Origin of the sequence: Globicatella sanguinis NBRC 15551 (genome assembly GCF_001552295.1) — a bacterium.
Taxonomy (GTDB): Bacteria; Bacillota; Bacilli; order Lactobacillales; family Aerococcaceae; genus Globicatella; species Globicatella sanguinis.
The window spans coordinates 1-22,166 of sequence record NZ_BCQX01000007.1; the positions used below are offsets into that span (position 1 = coordinate 1).

The window sequence follows — 22,166 nt, forward strand, 5'->3', positions numbered from 1 at the left end:
AATTTTAGAACTTTCACTGTTATCTCGAATATAGATGTTTTTAATTATTTTCTAATATTTACTTGACTTATTTTCTATTTATAGTATTTTTAATATTATCGGTATGCTTATAAAGCATAGAGGAGGAATCATCATGACAAAAAAATATAATGTTGCGATATGTGGTGCGACGGGTGTTGTTGGACGCAAAATGATTCAAGTCTTGGAAGAAAGAAATTTTCCAGTGAATCAACTCTATTTATTTGCTTCAAAACGTTCAGCAGGTAAAACACTAACTTATAAAGGTGAAGCTGTCACCATTCAAGAATTAACAGAGGACTCTTTAAAGACTCCTATTGACATCGCCTTATTTTCAGCTGGTGGCGAAACATCATTAAAATATGCGCCGATTGCGGCCAAAAATGGTATCTTCGTCATTGACAATAGTTCAGCATGGCGCATGGATGACACGGTTCCTTTAGTAGTACCTGAAGTGAATCCGCAAGCATTAAAGGCTGATAGTAAAATTATTGCCAATCCTAATTGTTCAACAATCCAATCGGTAGTGCCTTTAATTGCTTTAAAACCTTATGGCATCAAACGGATTGTTTATACAACTTATCAAGCCGTTTCAGGTGCTGGTAAAGAAGGGATTAGTGATTTAGAAAATCATGAGACCAATAAGTTTCCTTATTCAATCAATGATAATGTCTTACCACATATCGATACCTTCTTAGAAAATGGTTATACTAAAGAAGAAATCAAAATGATCAAAGAAACGCAAAAAATTCTAGAACAACCAGACTTAAAAATAACAGCTACTTGTGTGCGTGTACCTATTCACACTTCACATGCAGTGTCAATTAATATTGAGTTAGAACAATCATTCACTTTAGATGATATTCGTCAAGCCTTCAATAATTTAGACGGTGTCATCGTGCAAGATGACCCACAACATAATCTTTATCCCCTACAATCAAAAGCAACGGATCATGATGGGGTGTTCGTTGGTCGTATTCGCCGAGATGAATCAGTTGCTAATGGACTTAATCTTTGGGTCGTCGCTGATAATTTAAGAAAAGGAGCTGCGACTAATACCATTCAAATTGCCGAATCTTTAATTGAACAAAAACTTATTTAAGCATTAAAATAGCTAGTGGAGAGATGCTAATCAAAGCACCTCCCAACTAGCTATTATTTTATATCATTATTTTCTTCTTGAACTATATTTAACGGCCGCTAGTAATGGCGGTGTCACAATTCCTGAGAATAAAAATTCTGGCACCCCATTTGAAATAACAATCCCCCATAAGACTTTCCATAAATGGGCTGATGTGTCCGCACCTAAAGCTTGCATGCCCCCATTGACTCTAAATAAACCAATAAAGCCTAACACAATGGCTGTATTAAGTAATGAACCTAATGCACCTAATAAGATATGGACCATCTTCGAATTTTGTAGATTTTTGCTTAAATTATAGTATATAGCACCAATAATTAAAGGCATTAAAAATCGTGGCAAAACTGAAATAATCGGTGAATTAAATACCATTGCCGCCATTAAAGAATTGGGCATAATTAAGGCTCTTAACCAACTATTAATTCCCCAAAATGTTCCAACTAGAACGCCTTCTTTAATCCCTAACCAAAGCGTTGCGACAATCACGGTCACATGAACAATCGTCACGGATAATAAAGGTGTATTAATATTGCCTAAAAAAGGGACCCAAGTTTGAATAAAGACTAATGCAAAAAATAATCCTAATTTAACAATATTACCCGTTTTAGAATTTGAATATGTTTTTTCCATTTTATCCCATCCTACAATTTATATTTTTTTATATACATATTTTGGCTCTTGCAATTTTTCATCAAAATCGACAATTAAATCATAGCCTTCAAAATACCATTGATCATTTTCTTCAATAAAGAAAAGCACTTCGTTGTCTGTTACTGTAGAAGCAATCGGATTTAAAGGTTGATCGGGTTCAATTCCAATTGTAAAACCATCATTGATTGGACTTTTGCCATAGATTCTCGTTTTAAATCGGATACCAAATCCTTCATTTAATCCTACTTCCTCTTTAAACCATTGGGCAGCTTTTGGATTAACCATAATTTGCATTGATTATAACTCCCTTTAACATTTTATTTACTATTTTCCATTATACTCTTTTTAAAGCGCTTTTTGTAGCGAAAAACATTAATTTGCAAAAAATAATATATAAAATATTATTATAAAAATGAAATACCTGCTTATGGTTCGATTAAATTATGTTTAAAAGCATAAATGGTTGCTTGGGTCCGGTCTTCTACTTCTAATTTTGATAAGATATTGCTAACATGGGTTTTAACTGTTTTTAGGGTAATAAACAATTCATCGGCGATTTCTTGATTGGAATACCCTTCACCAATTAATAATAAGACTTCATATTCACGACTGGTAAGTTGATCATGCGGTTTAGGTAGACTATCATAATGTTGTTTATCTAATATTTTATCTGAAACTTCTTTTTCGATCACAGTATCCCCTTGGTATGTAGCACGAATCGCATCTGCTATTTCATTCGCAGAGGAGGTTTTGAGTAAATAACCACTGGCTCCACTTTCCATAGCTGGAAATACTTTTTCATCATCCAGAAAAGAGGTCACAATAATAATTTTCGCCTCCGGCCATTCAGCCACAATTTTTTTAGTAGCTTCAATGCCGTCCATGACATCCATCACTAAATCCATTAAAATAATATCGGGTTTCAATTCTAGCGCTTTTTGGTATCCTTGTAGACCATTTTCTGCTTCGGCTACTACTTCTATATCGGGTTGAACCATTAAATAAGATGTCACTCCTAAGCGCACCATTTCATGATCATCTACTACTAAAACTCGTATCATACATTTCCCTACTTTCTGTTAATTGGTATTTTAATATCAATGACAGTCCCCTGATTTGGTAGACTGTTAATTTGAATGATGCCCCCAAGACTTGCGATTCTCTCACGCATATTGGTCAAACCATAGCTGCCAACTTTTTGATTGGCTTTAGTATCAAATCCTTTACCGTCATCGATGATTTTTAATTGCACATTGTCATCTATTTCATGTAAATAAACCTCGAATTTGGTTGCTCGTGCATGTCTTAAGGTATTGGATATCGCTTCTTGAACAATTCGAAATAAATGATCTTCAATGCCACTTTCTAAGCGAATCTCATCTAATTCCCAGTAAACAACTTGAGGGATTTTAGGTTTTAACTCTTTTAATAACTGAGTAATTCCTTCTTTTAGTGATTTATCGGATAGTTCAATCGGTCTTAAATGAAGTAATAATGCTCGCATTTCAGTTTGGGCATTATTAATAATTTCCTCAACTTTGGCTAATTGTTTTTGCGTGGGTTGTGGCATTTCTTTAGCACTCGTTTCGTTAATGGCTGATAACATCATCATTGAGGCAAATAACTGTTGACTTACTGAATCATGTAATTCACGCGCTATTCGCTGACGTTCCTGTTCGATAATTTCTTCTTTAGTTTCGGTACCAACAAAGGTAGGCGCCGCTGAAAATTCTTGTAAATCTGTTGAAATTTGGACTATTTTATCTCTTAACGTTCGAATATCTTCATCAACTACTTTATAAGGTTCATACCAATTAGGTGTTTTTTTCTCAGTTGAAAATGCTGGGTGTTGATATTTGCCTAATATTAACCAATTGATTTTCGCGTGGATATTTTCATAGGGTTCACTCAAACCAATCGAATACACAAATGAGCAAAACATTGAAACAATAAATATAAAGCTAAAAATAACTCCCCATAAATTAAAGTTCCAAAAAATATTATAGGTTAATACCGACCACTCTATGACTTGCATACCTTCAATTAAAATTAACAATAACAAGATCACTGTTGTCATCAAAATCAAAAAATGAGAGATAAATAATTTAAACCATAAACGTAATGTCATAAGCGAATGACCTCCACGTCTCCAAAAACTGAAGAAATCATAATTTTAAGTTTACGATTATTTTTTTGGTAATCTGGACTTTCCCATAAAAAACTATCGTTTAACAAAGAAAATTCATCTTGTTCGTAAATAACTCGTCCGTTGATTAAACTGATATTCATTTTCAACGCTATTTCGTGAGGCACAATGACTCGTGTCCGTCCGAATAATTTACGAATAACCACCACATTTTCTCCTTCCGGTAAGATGGTTCGTCCCAAATCAATAATCGAATCTCCTCCAAGCGCCACAATATTAATATCATCCCACTCAAATATTTCTTTTTCTTCATATTGTTTAACAATTGATTTTTTATAGACTAAACTACGTTGTTCAATCTGAGGTCTGACAACTTTAACACCGACATAAGCTTTATTGTTTTTAAAAGGATAAATGTATGATTCACGAAACCAAATTATTTCATTTCCTTCTTTCGTTTGAAAAATGGCTAATAATAATAAAACGATTAGCATAAAGCCTAAAAAAGCATATGAATCAATTAAAACATTACTTAAAATAAATAATCCTAAAAAGAATAATATATTTCGTTTAATACCTACTGAAATAAAAAAAGAGCCAACCATTAACGCAATCGCACCTATAAAAAATAGAAAATTGCGAATATTACTAAATAAATCAAAAGCAACTAGCGCTAATGAGATGGCCACAAATATCCAAATATATTTTTTCAACCATTTACGCATAGTGCACCTCCATTATATTATACAAGTTTATTATCCATTAATTTGGTAAAAGACTCAATAGACTTTAGTCGGAAAATAAAAAAAGTGAAGCATACTATTCGATAAAAACAGCATCCTTCACTTCTTAAATAACTACTATTTTTTTGAAACTTTTACTACTTTTACGTCAAATGAGCCACCAGGTGTTTCCACTGTTACCGTATCATTCACTTTGGTTCCTAATAAAGCAACTGCAATAGGTGATTCATTGGAAATTTTAGCTTCTAATGGATCTGCTTCGGCACTCCCCACGATAGTATAAGTTTCTTCTTCTCCGTCTGGTAATTCAATAAATGTAACGGCACGTCCTAAAGTCACAACATCATCAGCTACATCTTTATCATCAATAATTTCTGCAAAACGAATCATATTTTCTAAAGTTGAAATACGTCCTTCGACGAATGCTTGTTCATCTTTAGCAGACTCATATTCTGAGTTTTCAGATAAATCACCAAAACTTCTAGCGATTTTAATACGTTCGATAATTTCTTTTCTTTTTACTACTTTTAACTCTTCCAGTTCAGCTTCTAATTTAGCTTTCCCTTCATGTGTCATTGGAAATACTTTTTCTTCCAATCTGTCTCCTCCTAATACAACTTAATGTCAAAATTTAGTGTTATCATAACACGTTCCTACATGTTTGTAAATTTAATTTTCTAAAATAGATCTAACCTTGGTGGCTAATAAATCGATGGCCACTTGGTTATAACCGCCTTCTGGAATAATGATATCGGCATAACGTTTAGTGGGCTCAACAAATTGATGGAACATGGGTTTAACCACTTCAACATATTGATTAATCACTGAATCAACGGTTCTGCCACGCTCATTAATATCGCGTAAAATTCGACGAGCTAAGCAAATATCACTATCAGTATCAACATAAATTTTAATATCTAATAAATCTCTTACTCTTTTATCATCCAAGATCAAGATGCCTTCAACAATAATTACATCTCTTGGCTCTTGATGAATTGTTTCCGTACTTCTGGTGTGGTTTGCAAAATCATAAACCGGTTTATCGATTGTTTCACCCTTCATTAGTTTTTCTAGATGTTCGATAAACAGATCGTTATCAAATGCTAATGGGTGATCGTAATTAGTCTTTAATCTTTCCTCGAATGGTAAATGTGTTTGATCTTTATAATAAAAATCTTGTTGCAAAACGAGTATCGACATTTCTGAAAATATTTCTAAAATGCGTTTACTAACACTGGACTTCCCACTACCTGACGCACCCGCTACACCAATGACAATTGGTCTCTTGGACATTATTGAATTACCCCCAATTAAAATATAAAGGAAGGTTGGCGAGATTTCTCGACCAACCTTCAAGTTAAAATATAACTAAATTTTAACCGTATTTGCTTATAACACTAACATTAAACCATTATTCTGATGATTCGTCAACTACTTCTGGCATAGTTTCTTCATTTTCAGGTGATAATGTAGTAGTTTCTGGTGTTTCTGCTTCATTTTCATTCTCACTTTGCGCCCGTTCTATCGATTCTTGACGCTTATTCACATATTCTTCAACTAAGGCATCATGCTCTTCAATGGTGGAAGAATAATAAATATCACCGGTATCTAAATCCGCCACAAAGTAATAATAATCATTCCATGCTGGATTGAGCACGGCTTGTATCGCTGACATACTTGGTGAATTAATCGGCCCTGGAGTCAATCCATTATACAAGTAAAGATTATACGGTGAATCTACCTGCGTATCCTCAATCGTTACAAATTCCTTATGCGTATCTAAAGCATAGAGTACGGTAATATCACTTTGAATCGGCATCCCTGCTTCCAAACGGTTAAAGAATACCCCGGCAATCATCGCCCGATCATCATCCGTTACGCCCTCTCGTTCAACAATCGAAGCTAGCGTTAAAATTTGATGATAGGTCATCCAATGAACGTCCACTTGTTCGCGTACTTCTTGGAAACGTAAATTCGCCGTTTCAACCATTTTAGTAATTAATTCATCGGCACTCATACCGGCTATATAATCATAAGTAGCTGGATATAAATATCCTTCTAAAATATAACGCACCCCTTCATGGTCCTTAATCCCTTCCATCAATGAAGGGAATTTGGTGATTAAACTATCGATAAAGGTTTCATCATTGACTGTTTTTAGAAAATCTTCTTCCGTGATGGAAGTATTTTCAGATACTAATTTTGCAATGTCTTTAACTTGCATTCCTTCTATGATTGTAATCTTTTTATCTGCATCCACGAAAATCGGTTTACCACCCGCTTTTATTTGCTCGATGATTTGATCAGCATCCATAGTTTGACTGAATTCATAAGTTCCAGCTTGTAAGTCAGATAAGTTTTTGGATCTCATATAAAATCTAAAAATCTCAGCATTTTTAATTAAGTTATTTTCCTTTAATAAATTAGCAATATCTGAACTTGAACTGCCGATAGGGACTGTCACTTCTACCTTTTCACTATTATCAGGGTTTACTGGTTTTAATGATTGAGAATAATACCAATAAAACCCACCCATCGTTAAGAGTAAGGCGATTGTAATCCCTAATATGATGAATTTTACAATTCGATTTGTCCATTTTTCTTCTTTTAAACTAAGAGTTTCACGTTTTTTAGCTTCTTCTCTCAATTTTTTCCAATCTATCTTACCCACTTAGTACCTCCTACAAGGCTTTTTAAAAATTATATCAAATTTTGAAAATGATAGCTATTAATAAATAGTTACAAATTGATGTTATATATTGATATAAATGCTAAAAGGAGCAGAGAACCCAATTTTAGTGATAAAAATTGGATTAGACTCTACTCCATCATAGTTGATTAAAAATAATTTTGATTAACTATTTATAAATTCAATGATTGCACTAAAGTTATTAAAAACTATTACTCATCTTCTTCGGCTAAGAATGTATTTAAGACTTCCTCAACCATATCCCATTCAGCATCCGTTTCAATTGGACCTAATGCACCAGAAGTGCCATCTTCTTGCTCAACATATGAAAATGCTTGTAATTCAATATCTTCATCGTCTGATGCCCCTGCAGGATAAACTAATACATAACTTTTACCGTAGTCATCAGAATCAAAAGTAAATAAAATCTCGTATAAAGATTCATTTCCCTCTTCATCAATAATCGTAATATACTCATTTTCATCGTGTTCATGATGATCGTGTGTATGTGGCATAAATAATTGCTCCTTTATAATTTACTCTTTTTATCTAAATAATTTTGCAAAATAATCACTGCCGCCAACTTATCAATGACTTGTTTACGTTTCTTTCTTGAAACATTCCCCTCATCGATTAACATTCTTTCAGCTTGGCTAGTAGTTAAACGTTCATCTTGAAACTCAATCTTGATTTCTGGCATTAAATCTTTCAATCTGTCGCCATAGGTACGACTCGCTTCCACCCGTGGTCCTTCAGTATTGTTCATATTTTTGGGTAATCCAATCACAACGGTGTCGACATCATATTCTCTAATCAGACTCATTATTCTTGAATAACCAAAATCGCCACTGGTTTCATCGATTCTAATAGTTTCTAAACCTTGAGCAGTCCATCCCAATAAATCACTAACCGCAATTCCTACAGTATGACTGCCAACATCTAGTCCCATAGTTCGTTTATATTTTGCCATTATAATTCTTTATCTTGATGGGTAATGTAATAAGTCAATACTTTCTCTAAAATCTCATCACGTTCATGACGTCGAATTAAATTTCGAGCATCATTATGACGCGGAATATAGGCTGGGTCTCCAGATAGTAAGAATCCAACGATTTGATTAATCGGGTCATACCCTTTTTCTTCTAAAGCAGCATATACTTGCTCAAGTGTCTCACGAACAGTCTTTTTATTTAAATCATCTAATTTAAACATAATTGTTTCGTCTAAAGTTTGCATAATTTCACCATCCCTTTCATTGTTAATATTATACACCATTTTTTTAATTTTTGACAATTATAATTAAATTGTACAAGAATTATCGTAAAAAGAGTGAAATTTTTGGGCTTTTTCTCTAAAAAACAGCAATTCTCTCCCACTCTGTGTGTTATTACAATGCTATCTTATCATAAATTCAATCTTAATTGCTAACTATTTGATTTTATGTTTCAATCAATTTAAAAGTCTGCACAAAAAATGATTAATTCATTCAAGTGATTGTGCATTAATACTCATTGCAGTGCTTGGATGATAGTAACCTGTATTTTAAAGACTAATTTTAATACAATAGAACTTACGACCTTCCAGACAAACGTTGCGAAAATCAAGCGATTATCTCATTATGGCCATTGACTAAAAAAAGAGTAGCAAGCACAATCCTCGATTATCCTTCACTACTCTTTTAATCATGGTATTAATCCATTAAGTTTCTATTTACAGTCTCTTATGGAGCATAAACTATTTCATTGAGCTGGCATTTGCCTCTTACGATTCAATCACTTCGGCTAATAGTGTTGGGATTTGTTCCATTAAGTTTGGAATTTGGTCGGGTTGTTTACCTCCCGCTTGAGCCATTTGAGGACGTCCGCCACCGCCACCGCCAACAATTTTAGCTAATGGTTTAATTAAATTACCTGCTTTAAGACCACTTTGAACCGCTTCGTCAGACACAAAGACCATCATATTGACTTTATCTTCAGCCACTTTGGATACTAAGACTAAGACATCTGAAACTGCTTTTTGACGCCAAACATCCCCTAATTGTCTTAAAGCGTCCATGTCTTGGCCATCTAGATTAGCTTTAATTACTTGATATTCACCAATGGTCGACACATCGTTAAAGATGTCATCCGCGCCTTGCTGTAATAATTTGCTATTAAGTGACTCTATTTTACTGTGAGCATCTTTTAATTCTTGTTGAATTTGTTCGATGCGGTTAAGTAATTGACTCGCTTGCGATACTTTTAATGCCTCTTGAACATCATTTAATAACTGTTCTTGATCTTGGTAATAACGAATCGCTGCACCTGCTGTGATCGCTTCGATACGACGAATACCAGCCCCAATCCCTGATTCAGATAATAATTTAAATGTCCCAATTTCTTGAGTATTTGATACATGAGTACCACCACATAATTCAATAGAAGAATTACCAATATTGACGACGCGTACAATATTACCATATTTTTCACCAAATAATGCCATAGCACCTAAAGCTTTAGCCTCATCGATTGGCATCTCACTAATGTCCACATCGATAGCCGCTTGAATGTTTTGGTTAACATGTTGCTCAATGAGAACCAATTCCTCTTCCGTCACTTTACCAAAATGAGAGAAGTCAAAACGTAGACGATCTGGTCCAACATAAGAACCAGCTTGATTAGCATGACTGCCTAACACATCTTTAATTGCTTTATGTAATAAATGCGTTGCGGTATGATTCTTATTAGTATTGATACGATGTTGACGATCTACAGCTAAAGTATAAGATTGCTCCTCATTCAAAGGTAGAGCTTTCGTTTGAATTAAATGCATAAACTGACCATTAGGAGCTTTTTTAACATTTAAGACTTCACCTAAAATTTCTTCACCATCAAAAATATAACCTTTATCAGCAATTTGGCCACCCATCTCAGCGTAAAACGGACTACGATTGAAGATAACCCATCCTTGACTTTCTTTTGGTAATTGATCAATGCGTTTATTATCTTGTACGATGGCTTTAATCGTAGCGTTGCTAGATAATTGTGTATAACCAACAAATTCAAATTCAGATTCGATATTACGGAAGACATCTGTTTGTACACTCATACTTTCCTCATTTGAACGAGCTGCACGGGCACGTTCACGTTGAGCTTCCATTTCTACTGAAAAACCTGCAGTATCAACTGTAAATTGATTATCAGCCGCTAATTCTTCCGTTAATTCTAATGGGAACCCGAAAGTATCATATAATTGGAATGCTTGTGGTCCTGAAATTTCTGTTTCATTGTTTTGTCGAGCTGTTTCAATGATATCTAATAAGTGCTTTTCACCTTCTTCAATCGTTTCATGGAAACGTTCTTCTTCATTTAAGATTACTTTTTGAACAAATTCCATATTTTGATTTAACTCTTGATAATAATCACCCATTATTTCCACGATAATTGGGACTAATTTTGATAAGAATTTATTCGTGATTCCTAATTTACGCCCATGCATCACGCTACGACGGATTAAACGACGTAAAATATAACCGCGACCTTCGTTGGATGGTAAAGCCCCATCACTAATAGCAAACGTTACTGCACGAATATGATCCGCAATCACTTTAAAACTTACTTGCTTATCGCCAGCACTTTCATATTTAATGCCATCCGTTAACTTCGCTATCGCATCAATAATTGGTATGAATAAGTCGGTTTCAAAATTTGTTGGAACATCTTGAATAACCGAAGCCATCCGCTCTAATCCCATACCCGTATCGACGTTTTTATTTGGTAATGGTTGGTAAGTATCATCTGGTAAATGGTTAAATTCAGAGAATACTAAATTCCAAATTTCTAACCAGCGTTCATTTTCTCCACCTGGATAATTTTCAGGGTCATCAGCCGCTAGATTATTGTAGGCTTCACCACGGTCATAAAAAATTTCTGTATCAGGACCACAAGGACCCGCTCCAATATCCCAAAAATTATCTTCAACCGGTACTAGATGATCCGCAATAAAACCTGGTTGTTGCTTCCAAATCTCAGGGGTTTCTTTATCATCTGGATAATAAGTCATATATAATTTTTCTGGTTCAAAATTTAACCATTTTTCCGAAGTTAAAAATTCCCATGCCATCGCAATGGCTTCTTCTTTAAAATAATCTCCGATTGACCAATTACCTAACATTTCAAATAAAGTGTGGTGACGTGCAGTATAACCCACATTTTCAATATCATTGGTACGGATACATTTTTGTGAGTTGGCAATCCGTGGATTGGAAGGGACTTCGGTTCCATCAAAATATTTTTTTAGTGTCGCCACACCTGAGTTAATCCATAATAATGTTGGGTCATTGACAGGGATTAATGAAACACTCGGACGAATTTCGTGTCCTTTTTCAGCAAAGAAATCTAAATACATTTGACGAATTTGATTGCTTGTTATTTTTTTCATGCTGTTCTCTCCTTAAAAATATAAAAAGAACCGTTATATACAAGGGCGTTTTATCGCGGTACCACCTTGCTTATAACGATTCATCATTATCTCTTTCTTATTCTTTAACGCAGAATTTACGCTAATTTTTCAATTAGTAAAAACATGAGGTAGCATTAATTTGAATGATATCTTTCACCTGACGATATCTCTCTTTAAGCACAAATTAATATGTCCTTTGTCTTCTACATTATAGTTGACTAAAGCCTGCTATGTCAAGCCTTATTCAAACAAACAAAAAGAGTCTTTTTGTTGGATTGTTTCTATTTTGACTGTTAAAAATAATTTCATTAAGGTTTCCCAATAGATTGATTTAAGCTAGTTAATATTAAGGGAAATATTTATCAATAATCGGAATTAAGCCGTCTTCATCATTAGATAAAGTAATTTCATCAGCTAATGACTTCAAATAGTCGGTAGCATTGCCCATCGCAACCCCTACTCCTGCTATTTCAATCATCGCTGCATCATTATTACCATCACCACAAGCTACAACATTTTCAGTTGTATAGCCTAAGTGCTCTACTAATGTTTCAATCGCGGTTCCTTTATTAACTTCTTTATGCATAAACTCAATAAAAAATGGTAATGAAGTAGTAGCATAAGTATGTTGCCCAAATTTACCTTGTAATTCTTGGTCACAACGCGCCACATCTTCTGGTTTACCTACACCGATAAATTTTAATTGTGGTGTGTCAATATTAGCAATATATTCCGCATCATAACGCATTGGTAACTTTGTTAAATAAGCTTCAACATCCGAATTTTCACGTTCTTTATCAACAACAATCGAATCTTTATCGTAAGCGATGACCGATAAATTGTTTTTCTGTAAATACTCAATGATGTCTTTTTGTTCTGAAACTTCTAGACGCTTATTATAAAGTTCCTTTTCATCACTCATACGCGTAATAACGGCACCATTAAATGAAATAATATACGATTCGTTCGCATCTAAATGTAAATCTTTGGCCGTTTTTAACATTGAAGCTGTAGGACGACCACTAGCTAATACTAAAATATAGCCTTTCTTTTGTAATAACATTAATTTATCACGCGTCGCTTCAGTTAGTTGATTGGTACTGGTTAATAAAGTGCCGTCGATGTCTAAAATTAAAAATCTGTAATCCATAATACGCTCCTTTAGTACAATTTGCCACTTTATTATACCCAATTATGCCAAAAAGGTAAACAAAAGCAAAACCTTACCCTTTTTTGTAAAAATAAGCCTCCATGATGAAGTTTTATTTTTGTGTAAACTGCAAGGGCTTATCTTAGTACTAAGAAAATAATGTCGTTTAAGTCTGATGCTCCTTGCAAGACTAAAGTGTGATATAAATTACAACATATCACGATAACAAGAATTACAAGTTTTAGATATGACAAAATTACAACGTATCACGATGACGCAATATTGACTTTTACGCGATCAAAACATATCACGATGACGCCCACTACAAGTTTTGACTTTTATGCAGCTCACAACGCCATAATTTTAGGCAAAAACGTGCTCTCATTAATTGTGGTATTCACATGGGCTCACTATTGAACCTATATAGAGAAAAAGATTGGGAGTGGGCAAGAAGTAGAAAAATTGGATGATTTTCACTTCATCTGCCCACCCCCGTATATTGAATACGTGTCAAACTAGTTATTAAGATGCCGTTTGAGATAACCTCAACTACTGCGCTAAAAAATAATCACATGGAACCAAACGGCATATTTATGTTTTTTAGCCCAATCTTTCAAATAAATCAAATAAACGTTATACAATGCCTTGATTAACCTGCAAAACTAGCGATTACCTTTTTCAAATGTTAACGTATAATCATGCGTTTTGATACTGCTAGGATTTAATTTATTAATTGCATATTTATCAGTCAATTCTCCCGTACTATTGGTTGTATCTGCTAAACCAGCCCAAGGTTCGATACAGACAAAACCACCTTTTTTAGGATAAGAAGACCAAATGCCCACTAAATTTAGTTGATTAGGATTCATGGTGATTTTGACTTCGTTATTTGGATCATTCAAAACAACTTTAGTATCTTTAGCTAATAAAAAGATTTGGGCATCGCGCTTAAATGTTTTATGTAAAATGGGATTGTTATTAACATTAATATATTTTGCCTTATCTAAATCAGCTGAACCATTAACTAATGGTATATTTAAATAGCTACCAGCCGGTTCGAATGTATAACTGACGTCGATAAACTCGGGTTGACCCGTTTTTGGACGGTGATGGCTAACATTAAATGCTGGATGCCCTCCCACGCTATAATATAGCACTTGGTTAGTAGAAGGATTGAGGACTTCATAGCTAACCGATACTTTGTCTTCAAATAAAATATAAGTAATTTGAAAACTAAATTCAAACGGATAAACTTTTAATGTTTCGTCATTACTTTTTAAATAGAATGTTGCTGAATTATCTGTAACAGCTTGCGTTTGAAAGGTCATTCTACGAGCAAAACCATGACGAGATAATTCGTAAGTCTTGCCTTGATATTGATATTGATTGTTTTTTAATTCACCTACAATCGGAAATAAAACCGGTGCGGTCCCATTCCAATAACGCTTGTCGCCTTGCCACATAAATTCATAGTTTGACTCATTATCAATGACCGAACGCAATTCAGCACCTAATTCACTAATTTTTACAGTTAAACGGTCATTCTTTAAAATAATCATCTTCTCACACTCCATTTGTTCTACTATAAAATATAATGGCTTAAATCGCGATTTTCAACTATTTTTTCTAATTTTTGAGTAACATATTTTTCATTAATTAATATTTCACCCATTTGCATATCAGCCGATTCGAATAATAATTCCTCTAATACTGTTTCTAAAATAGTATGTAGACGTCTTGCACCAATATTATCGGTATTTTGATTTAATAAGACGGCATATTCTGCCATTTTATTAATTGCTCCTTCATCGAAAGAAATATTTACTCCTTCAGTAGCAATTAAAGCTTCATATTGTTTAATTAGAGCATTTTTAGGTTCACTTAAAATTCTGATAAAGTCTTCTTTAGTTAAATCATGTAAATTAACACGAATTGGGAAACGACCTTGTAGTTCTGGAATTAAATCAGATGGTTTTGATACATGAAAAGCCCCACTTCCAACAAATAAAATATGGTCGGTATTAATGATGCCATATTTGGTTTGAACTTGACTCCCTTCAACGATTGGCAAAATATCCCTTTGAACTCCTTGTCGGCTGACTTCACCGGAATTTTGATTTTTGGTGGCAATTTTATCCATCTCATCAATAAAAATAATCCCGTTTTCTTCTGCTAATTTTAATGCTTTTTGTTGAATATCATCCAAGTTAACTAAGCGATCTGCTTCTTCCTCCGTTAATAAGGCTACCGCTTCTTTTACTGTAACGGTGCGTTCAATTTTCTTTTTAGGTTTTAAGGCATTTAAACTTTCTTGCATATCCATCATTTGTTCCATGGCAGGATTTAAGCTTGTTAATTGCATTTTCTTTTCTTCAAGTTTGATGGTGACTTCATGATTATCTAATAAACCATCACGGATTTGTTGTCTAATTTGACGACGTGAACTGGCTACTTCATCACTTACAATTTCTTCCGGTTCTTCATCCGTTTGGGGGGGTTGCATTGCTTTAAACATCTCCCCAAACATGCCTAAATTTGGTGTCGTATTATTGGCCTTTTTTTCTACTTTTTGACCTGGTCTTAATGCTTTCGCAATTCTTTCAATCGCTTTGGCTTCGGCTTTATCGTGAACCGCTTCGTGTTCCTGTGCTTTTACAAGGCGAATACTATTTTCTACTAAATCACGCACCATTGATTCAACATCGCGTCCGACATAGCCAACTTCAGTATATTTAGTCGCTTCCACTTTAATAAATGGCGCTTGAGTAATGGTTGCTAATCGACGAGCAATTTCTGTTTTACCCACACCGGTTGGTCCAATCATTAATAAATTTTTGGGTTTTACTTCATGTTTCATCTCATCATCTAATTTTAAACGACGTACACGATTTCTTAGCGCGACTGCTACCGCTCTTTTTGCTTCATCTTGTCCGATAATATATTTATTTAATTCATTTACTACTTCTTTTGGAGTTAAATCTTTCATATAGCCACCTCTTCTATGCTTCTTCTACAATAATTTGATCATTAGTAAAGATATCAATTTCCCCAGCAATTTTTAATGCTTCATAAGCAATTTCTTTCGCTGATAAATCATTGTCGTGTCTTACTAAGGCCCGCGCTGCAGCTAATGCAAAATTTCCACCTGAACCAATCGTTAACACGCCATCATCCGGTTCGATAACTTCTCCAGTTCCACTGACCAATAGCATGGTTTCTTTATTCATAACAATGAGTAATGCTTCTAACTTTTGTAAACCACGATCTGTTCGCCATTGTTTAGCGACTTCTACTGCTGCTCTAGTCAATTGTCCTTGATGTGCTTCTAGTTTTTCTTCAAACATTTCAGACAGAGTAATCGCATCCGCAACGCCTCCGGCGAACCCAATCACCACCTCATTATGATAGATACGTCGTAATTTACGAGCCGATGATTTCATAATGACTTTTTCACCCATCGTAACTTGGCCGTCACCAGCCATTGCTAATTGATTATTCTTTTTAACTGCACAAATTGTTGTCATTTATTCGTTCTCCTTTGTCTTTCTTCTGGCTCTTGGATGAGCGTTTAAATAGGCTTGTCTCATCTTATCCGTACTTAAATGCGTATATATTTGGGTTGTTCTTAAATTTTCATGGCCTAACATTTCCTGAACACTTCTTAAATCCGCTCCATTATTCAATAAATGTGTAGCGAAAGTATGTCTAATTTTATGAGGATATATCGCCGCATTTAAACCAGCCGCTTGATTAATCTCACTTAAAATCTTCCTAATTTGATTTGGCTTTAACGGTTGTCCTTTTTGATTAATAAATAATTGATGTACGCTCGGATCACGATGATGTTCTTGGCGCCAGGTTGCTTGATATTCTTTAATCGCCTTTAACGCCTTATCACCTAAGGGGACTATTCGTTCTTTATTCCCTTTTCCGATGACCCGAACTAACTGTACAGCGACATTAACTTGAGATACTTTTAAATCGCATAACTCACTTACTCGTAATCCTGAACTATAGAGTAATTCAATAATGGCAGCATCTCTTATTCGCGTATCAGTTTCCATTTGATAAGCAGTCTCAATCAATTTATTAATTTCTTCTTCATAAAAAAATTCCGGTAAACGCTGATCTTTAGCTCTATAATGTATCAAATCAAGCGGATGACTTTCTAATACATCTTCTAATACCAAATAATTAAAAAAAGAACGTGCACTTGATAATTTTCTAGAAATACTAGCAGGACGATATTGCTGTTCATTTAGAAAAGCTAAATAATAACGCATATCTTGATAAGTGACTTCAGAAACTTTGGTTGATCCGCTACTATCGAGAAATTGATACAGTTCATTTAAGTCTTTTTGATAAGAAATAATCGTATTCTCAGAATAACGGCGCTCGTTTAGTAAATAAGATAAAAAATTTTCAATATAAGTTTGCACGCTACCCCTCCTAACACTCATTATATTATACATCAAATATAGTCAAATTTCCATGATACCAAAGTCCGATTAAATTTTTTATCACTTCATGATGATAGCAAAACTTTATTATTTTACTAAGCTGAAAAAAGATAGGTTTGTTTAAATTTTTACCCATTTCTTAATCTGAATCAGTTTTTTTGAACGCTAGTTAAGAAATGTTGTAATCAACCGATAGTACGCCACTATAAAATGCATCAGCATAACTGCTCTTACAACCGCAATATGATGACATCCTACGGCTTCTTTATACCAATACTTTCTACTATCATACTAAAATTTTGTCCATAATAAAAAGAGAAACTATCATCATCAACGATTTTCGTTAAATAGTTTCTCTTAATTTATTTATCGATTAAATTATTTTCCTCTGACAGTAGTACCGATGTTTTCACCTAATACTACACGACGGATATTACCTGGTTCATTTAAATTAAAGACCACCAATGGAATGTCATTATCCATACTTAATGAGCTTGCTGTCGAGTCCATCACTTTTAATCCTTTAGAAATCACTTCTAAATGCGTTAAATTATCATATTTAGTTGCTGTAGCATCTTCACGTGGATCAGCATTATAAACACCGTCTACATTGTTTTTCGCCATTAAAATAACATCCGCTTCAATTTCAGCTGCACGTAAAGCAGCCGTTGTATCAGTAGTGAAATAAGGATTCCCAGTTCCACCAGCAAAGATAACGACACGTTTTTTCTCTAAATGACGCATTGCACGACGACGAATATAAGGTTCAGCAATTTGGCGCATTTCAATTGAGGTTTGTACACGTGTTGGTACGTCATTATTTTCTAAAACATCTTGTAATGCTAATGCGTTCATCACAGTGGCTAACATCCCCATATAATCTGCTTGTGCGCGATCCATGCCCATTTCCGAACCAATGTTTCCACGCCAAATATTACCGCCACCGACTACGATAGCAATTTCAACACCTAATTCATAAACGTCTTTTATTTCAGCGACCATTTCTTTAATTACTAAGGGATTGATGCCAAACCCTTTTTCTCCAGCGATTGCTTCGCCCGATAATTTTAATACAACACGTTTATATTTTGGCTCCTGTGTCATGTTAATATTCTCCTTCCATCGATACCTAAAAAAAAAAACGGTTTATAAACTGAACATTGTCCCTTTCAATCTTAAGTACACTCCGCATAAATAGCAAAGGTTGAATCCGTTAACATCGAAATTCCATTCATTGAATCAACCGATAAGTATCTTATTTAAACAATGAGGCTTGGCAAGAAAGTGTACACTTTTTACCAGGCCCCAACTGTTATATTAATTATTTTTTCATTTGTGCTGCTACTTCGTCAGCAAAGTTTTCTTGGCGTTTTTCCATACCTTCACCCACTAAGAAACGAGTGAATTTAACTACTTTACCGCCTTTTGCTGAAGCGTATTGACCAACAGTTTGATCGCCATCTTTAACAAATGGTTGCTCAGTTAAACTAATTTCAGCTAAGTATTTGTTCATACGACCTTTAATCATTTTTTCAACGATTTCAGCTGGTTTACCTTCGTTTAAAGCAATTTCAGTTTGAATTTTTTCTTCGTGAGCATAATCTTCATCAGATACATCCTCACGGCTTACATATTTAGGATTCATAGCAGCAATATGCATTGCAATATCTTTTGCTACTGCTTCATCTGTTGTACCTTCGATTAATGTTAAGACACCGATACTACCATCAGTATGGACATAAGTACCAAATGCATCGTTATCAGTTTTTGTGTAAATTTCAAAACGACGTAATGAAATTTTTTCACCGATTGTGTTAATTGCATTGATAATTAAGTTTTCAACAGTTTCACCGTTTACGTCTAAAGCTAAAGCAGCTTCTAAGTCTGCTGGTTGTGCTTTAGCAATTGTTTCAGCTAAAGTTGCAACTAATTCTTTGAATTGCTCGTTACGTGTTACGAAGTCTGTTTCAGCGTTTACTTCGATTAAAGCAGCTGTATTACCATCTTCATAGAATGCTGTAGTTCCTTCTGCAGCAATACGGTCAGCTTTTTTACCTGCTGAAGCTAATCCTTTTTCACGTAAAAAGTCAACAGCTTTATCCATATCTCCTTCAACTGCAACTAATGCTTTTTTAGCATCCATCATTCCGACACCGGTCATGTCACGTAATTCTTTAACTAATTTAGCTGTAATTTCTGCCATTTAATATATCCTCCTAATGATATTTATAAATAAACCATCTTAACACAGGTCCCAGCTCACTAAGCCTATGGTTTATGCCTGAATTAAGATGGATAAAAACATTATTTCAAAAAGTGATTATTCAGCACTTTCTTCTTCAACAGATTCTTCTTTGTTATCAAATAAATTATCAAAGAATTCTGTATCAGTTGTTTCTTCTGTCGCTTCGTTTGCAATTTCACCTTGGTTTGATTCAATAATTGCATCTGCCATAGCGTTAGTAATTAATTTAATTGCACGAATTGCATCATCGTTTGATGGGATAACAACATCGATTTCATCTGGATCACAGTTTGTATCGACCATCGCCACGATTGGAATATTTAATTTATGAGCTTCTTGAACAGCAATACGTTCTTTACGAGGATCCACGATGAAGATTACATCTGGAATTCTTGGCATATCTTTAATACCACCTAAGAATTTTTCAAGACGTTCTTGTTCTTTTAAGATTTCCCCAACTTCTTTTTTAGGTAAAACTTCAAAAGTTCCATCTTCAGCCATTTTTTCGATTTCTTTTAAGCGACGAATACGGCCTTGAATCGTATCCCAGTTAGTTAATAATCCACCTAACCAACGGTGATTAATATAGTATTGACCTGATTTAACGGCTGCTTCTTCAACCGCTTGTTGTGCTTGTTTTTTAGTACCTACAAATAAAACTACATTTCCATCAGCACTAGCTTCGCGCATATAGTTATATGCTTCGTCTACTAATTTTACTGTTTTTTGTAAGTCAATGATATAAATACCATTACGCTCAGTAAAGATGTAGCGTTTCATTTTAGGGTTCCAACGACGTGTTTGGTGACCAAAGTGTACACCAGCTTCTAACAATTGTTTCATAGAAATAACTGCCATAATAAAATTCCTCCATTTGGTTTTTGATATCCTCCGAATCTGTCATCTAATGAACCAACTTATCCCTAAGCACCTGGTTCATCATCCAGAATTCGTGTGAATTGGTTTAACACCGTTTCTCATTTTACATGATTCCTATTAAGAATGCAAGCTAAAATTGCGTTTTATCGATAATTACGATAAAATTATGCTAGCTGATTCAAAGGAGGTCCCCTATGTCAACTTTATTTCATTATATCGATCAAGTGAAAGAAATCGCACTCACACCTGACAATTTAAATGAAGTGGATATTTTAATCATTAATGAGTTAACTTATCTACCTTTTGATTTGTATTTATCACCGCAAAATAATTATCAAAACCCTAAAATGCTCAATGATTTATTTAAAGAATATCAATTAAATTCTAAATTACATCATATTGAAAATGCCATTTTAGCGACTGAAAAACGCTATAAATTATTTGAGAAAGTTGCCGAGGCACCGCGGTACCAAGACATATCAGTTTTTAATTTTGTTAATCATTTCAGTGAGAAAAATAATAAGCAATTTTGTGCTTTAACGTATCGTTTACCCGGTAATCAACTATTGGTTTCCTATCGAGGTACCGATGATACTTTAGTAGGATGGAAAGAAGATTTTAAATTAGCCTATGAAGAAGATATTCCTTCTCAATTCGAAGCGAAAAAATACATCTCATCGATCATCCATGAGGTAGCGGATGAGCGATTAATCATAAGTGGTCACTCTAAGGGTGGGAATCTTGCACTAATAGCGGGTCTATCATTACCTCAGCAAGTCATCGAAACAAGATTGCTGCATTTATACTTATTTGACAGTCCAGGTCTAACCGCTAATCAAATTCACCTTCCCGAATACCAAGCGTTAAAGCCTTATATTTATCGCTATATTCCGGAAGATTCGGTTGTAGGTAAGATGATGTTTCATAACATCAAACCTATTATTGTAAAAAGTAATCATATTAGTGTTTTTCAACATGATATTATGCATTGGCGTATCCAAGATACTCAAATTGAAAGAACGACGCAAACGACTGATGCGAGTAATATTATTGACCGGACCTTAAAGCAGTGGTGCGATCAGTACAGTGCGACCGAATTAGCGACATTCTTTGATTTTGGTTTTCAATTACTGGAATTAGCTGGTGCAAAAACATTAAATGATATTTCCAAAGACCTTTTAGACTTCATCAAAAAAGTTAACCTTGTAAAAGCTGATATCGATAACGAGAAAAAAGAACAATTCATGACCATCGGCAATCAATTATTAGCGATATTGAAGGAAAATTATCATCAATATCAAAAAGAAAAAATTTATTCTATTCGTACTGATGTTTCTTATTTTTTTGAAAATCTATCAGATAAAACGCGTGACACTTTCAATCTCGATCAAATAAGTGAAAAATTACCGCAATCTTTAAAATTAACTCATTTGGAACAATTGAGCGATAAACTTCCGTCTAAATTGTCTCTTAATCCAGTCGATGGTATTAGCCATCGGATATCTTCAAAACTAAATATTGATGCCTTTGCCGATTGGCTAGAAAATTTCAATCAAAATAAAAATTAACATTCTAGCCAAATGATCGTTTATGCTTATACAAAT

The 22,166-nt window shown here is 34.3% G+C and carries 22 protein-coding genes; 2 read left to right on the forward strand and 20 right to left on the reverse strand.

Annotation, left to right across the window (positions count from 1 at the left end):
• Positions 1-133 precede the first annotated feature (133 nt).
• Positions 134-1,120, forward strand: coding sequence for an aspartate-semialdehyde dehydrogenase (locus tag GSA01S_RS01090; RefSeq protein ID WP_066123932.1), 987 nt, complete (start codon positions 134-136; stop codon positions 1,118-1,120).
• 66 nt (positions 1,121-1,186) lie between these two features.
• Here the strand turns inward: GSA01S_RS01090 and GSA01S_RS01095 are convergent, their stop codons facing one another.
• The 20 genes from GSA01S_RS01095 to rpsB all read right to left on the reverse strand — a co-directional run bounded on the left by GSA01S_RS01095 (position 1,187) and on the right by rpsB (position 20,541).
• A complete protein-coding gene (locus GSA01S_RS01095) occupies positions 1,187-1,789 on the reverse strand; it encodes an ECF transporter S component (protein WP_066123935.1) in 603 nt (200 codons plus the stop codon).
• An 18-nt stretch (positions 1,790-1,807) separates the two neighbouring features.
• Entirely contained in the window at positions 1,808-2,095 is a 288-nt protein-coding gene (locus tag GSA01S_RS01100; RefSeq protein WP_245631238.1) for a HesB/YadR/YfhF family protein, read from the reverse strand.
• Between the two features lie 140 nt (positions 2,096-2,235).
• Positions 2,236-2,871, reverse strand: a complete 636-nt coding sequence (locus GSA01S_RS01105; protein WP_066123941.1) for a response regulator transcription factor — start codon at positions 2,869-2,871, stop codon at positions 2,236-2,238.
• Positions 2,872-2,879: 8 nt separating this feature from the next.
• Positions 2,880-3,938 carry a sensor histidine kinase gene (locus GSA01S_RS01110; protein ID WP_066123944.1) on the reverse strand — a complete coding sequence of 353 codons (1,059 nt, stop codon included), beginning with the start codon at positions 3,936-3,938 and terminating at the stop codon, positions 2,880-2,882.
• Entirely contained in the window at positions 3,935-4,681 is a 747-nt protein-coding gene (gene liaF, locus GSA01S_RS01115; protein ID WP_066123947.1) for a cell wall-active antibiotics response protein LiaF, read from the reverse strand. The genes GSA01S_RS01110 and liaF overlap by 4 nt, the downstream gene beginning before the upstream one ends.
• A 135-nt stretch (positions 4,682-4,816) precedes the next feature.
• Complete coding sequence (greA, locus tag GSA01S_RS01120; protein ID WP_066123950.1) at positions 4,817-5,296, reverse strand: transcription elongation factor GreA; 480 nt, start codon at positions 5,294-5,296, stop codon at positions 4,817-4,819.
• A gap of 72 nt (positions 5,297-5,368) precedes the next feature.
• Entirely contained in the window at positions 5,369-5,992 is a 624-nt protein-coding gene (gene udk / locus GSA01S_RS01125) for a uridine kinase (protein WP_066123955.1), read from the reverse strand.
• A 118-nt stretch (positions 5,993-6,110) separates the two neighbouring features.
• Positions 6,111-7,370, reverse strand: a complete 1,260-nt coding sequence (gene mltG / locus GSA01S_RS01130) for an endolytic transglycosylase MltG (RefSeq protein WP_083513133.1) — start codon at positions 7,368-7,370, stop codon at positions 6,111-6,113.
• A gap of 230 nt (positions 7,371-7,600) precedes the next feature.
• Complete coding sequence (locus tag GSA01S_RS01135) at positions 7,601-7,903, reverse strand: DUF1292 domain-containing protein (RefSeq protein WP_066123959.1); 303 nt, start codon at positions 7,901-7,903, stop codon at positions 7,601-7,603.
• A 14-nt stretch (positions 7,904-7,917) separates the two neighbouring features.
• Positions 7,918-8,358 (reverse strand): Holliday junction resolvase RuvX, encoded by a 441-nt coding sequence (gene ruvX, locus GSA01S_RS01140; protein WP_066123961.1) that lies wholly within the window; start codon positions 8,356-8,358, stop codon positions 7,918-7,920.
• Positions 8,358-8,624: an IreB family regulatory phosphoprotein gene (locus GSA01S_RS01145; RefSeq protein ID WP_066123963.1), complete on the reverse strand. Its 267-nt coding sequence runs from the start codon at positions 8,622-8,624 to the stop codon at positions 8,358-8,360. The genes ruvX and GSA01S_RS01145 overlap by 1 nt, the downstream gene beginning before the upstream one ends.
• A gap of 525 nt (positions 8,625-9,149) precedes the next feature.
• Positions 9,150-11,807, reverse strand: coding sequence for an alanine--tRNA ligase (gene alaS, locus GSA01S_RS01150; protein WP_066123966.1), 2,658 nt, complete (start codon positions 11,805-11,807; stop codon positions 9,150-9,152).
• A 367-nt stretch (positions 11,808-12,174) separates the two neighbouring features.
• Entirely contained in the window at positions 12,175-12,978 is an 804-nt protein-coding gene (locus tag GSA01S_RS01155) for a Cof-type HAD-IIB family hydrolase (RefSeq protein WP_066123968.1), read from the reverse strand.
• Positions 12,979-13,640: 662 nt separating this feature from the next.
• A complete protein-coding gene (locus tag GSA01S_RS01160) occupies positions 13,641-14,537 on the reverse strand; it encodes an aldose 1-epimerase family protein (RefSeq protein ID WP_066123971.1) in 897 nt (298 codons plus the stop codon).
• Between the two features lie 23 nt (positions 14,538-14,560).
• Positions 14,561-15,964 (reverse strand): ATP-dependent protease ATPase subunit HslU, encoded by a 1,404-nt coding sequence (gene hslU, locus GSA01S_RS01165; protein ID WP_066123974.1) that lies wholly within the window; start codon positions 15,962-15,964, stop codon positions 14,561-14,563.
• Between the two features lie 13 nt (positions 15,965-15,977).
• A complete protein-coding gene (gene hslV / locus GSA01S_RS01170) occupies positions 15,978-16,502 on the reverse strand; it encodes an HslVU peptidase proteolytic subunit (protein WP_066123976.1) in 525 nt (174 codons plus the stop codon).
• Positions 16,503-17,417, reverse strand: coding sequence for a tyrosine recombinase XerC (xerC, locus tag GSA01S_RS01175; protein WP_066123978.1), 915 nt, complete (start codon positions 17,415-17,417; stop codon positions 16,503-16,505).
• Between the two features lie 399 nt (positions 17,418-17,816).
• The gene (gene pyrH, locus GSA01S_RS01180) at positions 17,817-18,542 is read right to left on the reverse strand and encodes a UMP kinase (RefSeq protein WP_066123982.1); all 726 of its coding nucleotides are present in this window, start codon (positions 18,540-18,542) and stop codon (positions 17,817-17,819) included.
• 217 nt (positions 18,543-18,759) lie between these two features.
• The gene (tsf, locus tag GSA01S_RS01185; protein ID WP_066123985.1) at positions 18,760-19,641 is read right to left on the reverse strand and encodes a translation elongation factor Ts; all 882 of its coding nucleotides are present in this window, start codon (positions 19,639-19,641) and stop codon (positions 18,760-18,762) included.
• A 117-nt stretch (positions 19,642-19,758) separates the two neighbouring features.
• Positions 19,759-20,541 carry a 30S ribosomal protein S2 gene (gene rpsB, locus GSA01S_RS01190; RefSeq protein WP_066123988.1) on the reverse strand — a complete coding sequence of 261 codons (783 nt, stop codon included), beginning with the start codon at positions 20,539-20,541 and terminating at the stop codon, positions 19,759-19,761.
• A 215-nt stretch (positions 20,542-20,756) separates the two neighbouring features.
• Between rpsB and GSA01S_RS01195 the strand changes: the two genes are divergently transcribed.
• Positions 20,757-22,130, forward strand: coding sequence for an Mbeg1-like protein (locus GSA01S_RS01195; protein ID WP_066123991.1), 1,374 nt, complete (start codon positions 20,757-20,759; stop codon positions 22,128-22,130).
• Positions 22,131-22,166 lie beyond the last annotated feature (36 nt).

Excerpts from the sequence above, each read along its gene's own strand:
- GSA01S_RS01090 (WP_066123932.1), top strand. The coding sequence starts at position 134 with ATGACAAAAAAATATAATGTTGCGATATGTGGTGCGACGGGTGTTGTT.
- GSA01S_RS01095 (WP_066123935.1), bottom strand. The coding sequence starts at position 1,789 with ATGGAAAAAACATATTCAAATTCTAAAACGGGTAATATTGTTAAATTA.
- GSA01S_RS01100 (WP_245631238.1), bottom strand. The coding sequence starts at position 2,095 with ATGGTTAATCCAAAAGCTGCCCAATGGTTTAAAGAGGAAGTAGGATTA.
- GSA01S_RS01105 (WP_066123941.1), bottom strand. The coding sequence starts at position 2,871 with ATGATACGAGTTTTAGTAGTAGATGATCATGAAATGGTGCGCTTAGGA.
- GSA01S_RS01110 (WP_066123944.1), bottom strand. The coding sequence starts at position 3,938 with ATGACATTACGTTTATGGTTTAAATTATTTATCTCTCATTTTTTGATT.
- liaF (WP_066123947.1), bottom strand. The coding sequence starts at position 4,681 with ATGCGTAAATGGTTGAAAAAATATATTTGGATATTTGTGGCCATCTCA.
- udk (WP_066123955.1), bottom strand. The coding sequence starts at position 5,992 with ATGTCCAAGAGACCAATTGTCATTGGTGTAGCGGGTGCGTCAGGTAGT.
- GSA01S_RS01135 (WP_066123959.1), bottom strand. The coding sequence starts at position 7,903 with ATGCCACATACACACGATCATCATGAACACGATGAAAATGAGTATATT.
- ruvX (WP_066123961.1), bottom strand. The coding sequence starts at position 8,358 with ATGGCAAAATATAAACGAACTATGGGACTAGATGTTGGCAGTCATACT.
- GSA01S_RS01145 (WP_066123963.1), bottom strand. The coding sequence starts at position 8,624 with ATGCAAACTTTAGACGAAACAATTATGTTTAAATTAGATGATTTAAAT.
- alaS (WP_066123966.1), bottom strand. The coding sequence starts at position 11,807 with ATGAAAAAAATAACAAGCAATCAAATTCGTCAAATGTATTTAGATTTC.
- GSA01S_RS01155 (WP_066123968.1), bottom strand. The coding sequence starts at position 12,978 with ATGGATTACAGATTTTTAATTTTAGACATCGACGGCACTTTATTAACC.
- GSA01S_RS01160 (WP_066123971.1), bottom strand. The coding sequence starts at position 14,537 with ATGATTATTTTAAAGAATGACCGTTTAACTGTAAAAATTAGTGAATTA.
- hslU (WP_066123974.1), bottom strand. The coding sequence starts at position 15,964 with ATGAAAGATTTAACTCCAAAAGAAGTAGTAAATGAATTAAATAAATAT.
- hslV (WP_066123976.1), bottom strand. The coding sequence starts at position 16,502 with ATGACAACAATTTGTGCAGTTAAAAAGAATAATCAATTAGCAATGGCT.
- pyrH (WP_066123982.1), bottom strand. The coding sequence starts at position 18,542 with ATGACACAGGAGCCAAAATATAAACGTGTTGTATTAAAATTATCGGGC.
- tsf (WP_066123985.1), bottom strand. The coding sequence starts at position 19,641 with ATGGCAGAAATTACAGCTAAATTAGTTAAAGAATTACGTGACATGACC.
- rpsB (WP_066123988.1), bottom strand. The coding sequence starts at position 20,541 with ATGGCAGTTATTTCTATGAAACAATTGTTAGAAGCTGGTGTACACTTT.
- GSA01S_RS01195 (WP_066123991.1), top strand. The coding sequence starts at position 20,757 with ATGTCAACTTTATTTCATTATATCGATCAAGTGAAAGAAATCGCACTC.